Raw genomic sequence first — 4,267 nt, forward strand, 5'->3', positions numbered from 1 at the left:
GGAGGCACTGTTGTTATATTTTGCATCGTAGTCATAAAATTCTGCGGCGGAAAGCACTTCCCCCATGCCGCTGACCATGATTTCATCATTACCCAGAACGGCACATTCGAATTCTCTGGCATCGATGGCTTCTTCCACGATCACTTTTCTGTCATAGCCTGCCGCAAGCTCCAGTGCTGCAGAAAGCTCTGCTCTGTTTTTCGCCTTGGAAATGCCCACGGAGGAGCCCGCATTGGAAGGCTTTACAAAGCAGGGATAACCCAGCTTTTTCTCCACACGATCCATAACTTTTTCCTTTTTTGCCTCCAGATCATGTTTATACAGCCAAAGATATCTGGCCTGAGGGATACGGGCGGACTTGGCGATCATTTTTGTAAAAACTTTATCCATGGAAACGGCAGAGGCCAGCACGCCGCAGCCCACATAAGGGATCTGCGCCATTTCCAGCAGGCCCTGAATGGTGCCGTCTTCCCCCCACGCGCCATGCAGCACGGGAATGACCACATCCACAGGGATCTCCTTTACACTGTCGTTCACGATTTTCAGAAAACATTTTTTCGTTGCATCGGGAGAAAGGGACACGGGCACACCGTATTTTTCCCATTCGCCGCTTTTCACATGCTCCACAGGGCCGTGATAAACCAGCCATTCCCCTTTTTTCGTGATGCCTACGGGAAGGACCTGATATTTTTCTTTATCCAGCGCATGTAACATCAGCACTGCAGATGTTCTGGAAACTTCGTGTTCGGAAGACTGTCCCCCGAAAATCACTGCAACTGTTTTTTTGCTGTTCATAGTATCCTTCCTCTCAACGGAATATCCGTTTTTTCCAATTCTTTTCTATTATATGCACTTCCCCCTCCAATGACAACAAAAAATTATGGAAAGGCAGAATTTTCAATATAATTCACGAAAGAAAGGCTCCGTTGGGAGCCTTTTTATAAAAATCGGAATATGTAATTTCAAATTTACGGTTTTTCCTTCGCCCAAATGTCAATGGCCTTTGATCAAATGGGAAATGGATTTATACAGGAAAAAGGTGATAGCGCAGTTGATGCCCGCCTTCAGGCCGTTGAAAGGAATGATAGCAGGGATCATCATGCTCATAACTACTTCCAGAGGAGCACCCATAAACAAAGGCGTAAAAATCATATTCATCACGATCATCGCCAGTGTCTGGGCAATAGCACCGCAGATCAGCGCAAAAACCGCTGTTTTCTTGGTTTTGTGCTTTTTATAAATATTGCCGGCAACCAATACACAGCAGCCCGTCGCAAAGATATGCATAACGATACCGATGATACCGCTCTGGGCAGACACGGTCATCCCCTGAATAAAGGAAACCACTGCTGTCAGGATAAAACCTGCTGTGGGGCCATAGGCAAAGGCACAGATCAGAATGGGGATATCTGCGGGATCATATTCCAGAAACGCCGCCGCTGGGATCAGTGGGAAATGGATTGCAGAAACCAGCACGATGGAGATCGCTCCCAGCATTGCCATGGATACCAGCTGTCTTGTTGAAAATTTATTACTATTTGCCATTTAAAAAACCTCCATATCTTAAATATTTCAGGCTGTTTCATTACGGGCGAAAACCCCATTCGCAAAACTTTGTTTTACTCATGTCCTTGCTCCGCAAGTTATCCAAAAAACATTTCCTCTGCCGCTTTTGCAAGCAAATCGTCCGTTGTCATGTTTTCCGAATGGTTTTCTCCATTTTCCAACAAAAAAAGCCTGAAGCATTCTTCAGGCCACGCAAGCAAAAAAGGCGTCATGCTCCGCGCAAAAAAATAAGCACAAAGCACACGATAGATACCCTTTCTTCTCCCATCCAGACTATACTGTCGGTTTCGGAATCACACCGAATCCTGCGCCACAGCGCTCGCGGACTTTACCGCCGATCGGGAATTTCACCCTGCCCTGAAGAAATTTTATTTTCCCCATTATAATACAAAAATTGTATGATTTCAAGAAATTTCTCCCCTTTCGTCAGAGAAGATTTTTCAAACAGATCCTTTTCCCTCAGAAAGACACAAAAAAGGCTGTTCCTGAGAACAACCATCTTTTGCCGTTAATTGATCTGTTTTTTCACTTTCACGAAAATGCGTTCAATGCAGTAAGCCAGCAGAAACACCAGGAAAATCGCAATCCCTGCCGTGCCATAGTCATACCCCTGAATACTGTTGGAGATAACAAAACCAACACCGCCGGCACCGACCATACCCAGAATGGCACATTCGGAGAAATTGATCTCAAAACGCATACCTGTCCATGCCACGATCTGCGCCAGAGAGGAGGGCAGTACCGCATTCATGAATACGCCCAGTCTGGCTACACCTGTTGCTTCCAGTGCTTCCAGCGTTTCTTCCGGAATGCTTTCAAAACTCTGGGCAAAAGATTTTGTAAAGAAGGCTGTCGTATGCACGCACAGACCTGCGATCCCCGCCGCGGGACCCATACCCAGACAAACCATCATCAGCAGCACCCAGATTGGCGTGGGAACTGCACGGAGAAAGGTAAAGAAACTCTGTACGAAACGGGAAAATCTCTTATGTCGGAACACATTTTCTGCTGCCAGCATCCCAAAAAACAGCCCCAACAAAATGCTGTATAATGTAGAAAGAACTGTAATGGACACTGTTTCCAGAAGTGCAGTCCCGATCAGATCCATATTGGCAAACTCAAAATGCAGCAGCTTCCAGAAAATATCGCCCACATCGGGGATACGGGAAGCCAGTCTCATCCAGTTGATGTGCAAAAACTGTTCACTGATGATTGCCAGAACCACAACAGATCCCATGAAAACAGGGATCGTACGGTCTTTTTCCGCACAGTCTATCTTTAATTTCCCGGAGCGGGTACGGCGCAGCTGTCTCTCCTGAGACATTACATGCTCGCTCATTGGAACAACCTCCTTCTCAGATGACCTGTGATCAGGTCTACCAAAATAACCATCACGGCGATCAGCAGAATGATACTGAAGGCAATATGATACTGGAATCCTTTGATATAGGAAAACAGCACCATGCCTACGCCACCGCCGCCTACCATCCCAACAATGGTAGATGCACGGATATTGACCTCCATACAATAAAGAAACCAGGAGAGAAAACCACTCAAACAGGAGGGCAATACCCCGTGCATGATACGCTGGGGGAAAGTGCTCCCCACTGCCTGCAGACTTTCCAGACAGTCAGAGGAGATATCCTCCATGGTTTCGGCAAAGGCACGCACCATAAAGGCAAAGCTGGTGATACAAAGGGCTACAAAGCCTACGCCTGTACCGATCCCCAGAGAGGAAAAGAGGATAAACGCCCACACCAGGGCAGGAATATTTCTTAAAAAAGTTGCAAAGCCGCGCACTGTTTTCGCAAGCTTGGGAAAGGGAGACACCTTTTCACTGGCAAACAGCGCTACGAAAAATGCCAGAATGGCCGCTGCCGTTGTGGCAGAAATAGCCATGGCTACGGTCACGAATACACTTTCCAGAATATTCAGGATCTTTTCCATTTTCGGCAATGCAGGGGGAAAGAAATCTTCACTGAGGAACAGCCAGAAATTTTCGGATTTTCGGAACAGTTCCATCGGGTCGAATTCTGTATAGAAAGTGCAGAGGACAAACAGCACCGCAATGATGCCGAAAAATCCTTCATACACGCGTTTTTCAGCTTGCGCGATCAACGGAATGTGCTTCTTCATCAGCCTCGCTCCTCCCAATCGTCAGATTTTCTTTGGATGTACCATAAATACGTTCGATCACTTCATCCGTCAGTTCTTCGGGGCGGCCGTCAAAAACGATTTCCCCTTTATGCAGACCGATGATGCGAGTGGAATATTTGATTGCCACATCCAGCTGATGCAGGTTTACGATGCAGGCGATATTGCGCTTGCTTGTCATATCCTGCAGAACGTCCATGATGACCTTTGCACTGAAAGGATCCAGAGAGGCAATGGGTTCATCACACAGCAGCAGTTTGGGATCCTGCATGATGGCGCGGGCGATGCCGACACGCTGTTTCTGGCCGCCGGAAAGATCACTGGCACGGTTGTAGCAGAAATTGCCTACCCCCAGTTCTTCCAGCAGGGACAGGGCTGTTTCTTTTTCTTCTTCTGTATACAGACCAAGGATGCCTTTCAGGCCATGCATATGCCCCAGTCTGCCGTGAAGGACATTCTGGAGCACAGACAGACGATATACCAGATTGTAGTTCTGGAAGATCATCCCGATTTTGCAGCGTGTGGCACGAAGGGCTCTCCCGCTCTG

Annotated in this window: 5 protein-coding genes and 1 riboswitch; all 5 genes read right to left on the bottom strand. The window is 47.3% G+C overall.

Annotated features, from left to right (window positions below; all coding sequences use genetic code 11):
* Positions 1-795: D-alanine--D-alanine ligase family protein (locus ACJMLT_RS01000; RefSeq protein ID WP_405725246.1), on the bottom strand; the 795-nt coding region annotated here is incomplete at its 3' end.
* A gap of 198 nt (positions 796-993) precedes the next feature.
* Entirely contained in the window at positions 994-1,545 is a 552-nt protein-coding gene (locus ACJMLT_RS01005) for an ECF transporter S component (RefSeq protein ID WP_405725249.1), read from the bottom strand.
* A gap of 273 nt (positions 1,546-1,818) precedes the next feature.
* Positions 1,819-1,935, bottom strand: a riboswitch (FMN riboswitch).
* Positions 1,936-2,074: 139 nt separating this feature from the next.
* Positions 2,075-2,905, bottom strand: coding sequence for a PhnE/PtxC family ABC transporter permease (locus tag ACJMLT_RS01010; RefSeq protein ID WP_405725252.1), 831 nt, complete (start codon positions 2,903-2,905; stop codon positions 2,075-2,077).
* Positions 2,902-3,702 carry a phosphonate ABC transporter, permease protein PhnE gene (gene phnE, locus ACJMLT_RS01015; RefSeq protein WP_405725255.1) on the bottom strand — a complete coding sequence of 267 codons (801 nt, stop codon included), beginning with the start codon at positions 3,700-3,702 and terminating at the stop codon, positions 2,902-2,904. Before phnE ends, ACJMLT_RS01010 begins: the two co-directional genes overlap by 4 nt.
* On the bottom strand, positions 3,668-4,267 hold a 600-nt coding region (locus ACJMLT_RS01020), incomplete at its 5' end, for a phosphonate ABC transporter ATP-binding protein (protein WP_405725258.1). The genes ACJMLT_RS01020 and phnE, both read right to left, overlap by 35 nt.

Source organism: Anaerotignum sp. (assembly GCF_045122575.1).
Lineage (GTDB): Bacteria > Bacillota > Clostridia > Lachnospirales > Anaerotignaceae > Anaerotignum_A.

Excerpts from the sequence above, each read along its gene's own strand:
- ACJMLT_RS01005 (WP_405725249.1), bottom strand. The coding sequence starts at position 1,545 with ATGGCAAATAGTAATAAATTTTCAACAAGACAGCTGGTATCCATGGCA.
- ACJMLT_RS01010 (WP_405725252.1), bottom strand. The coding sequence starts at position 2,905 with ATGAGCGAGCATGTAATGTCTCAGGAGAGACAGCTGCGCCGTACCCGC.
- phnE (WP_405725255.1), bottom strand. The coding sequence starts at position 3,702 with ATGAAGAAGCACATTCCGTTGATCGCGCAAGCTGAAAAACGCGTGTAT.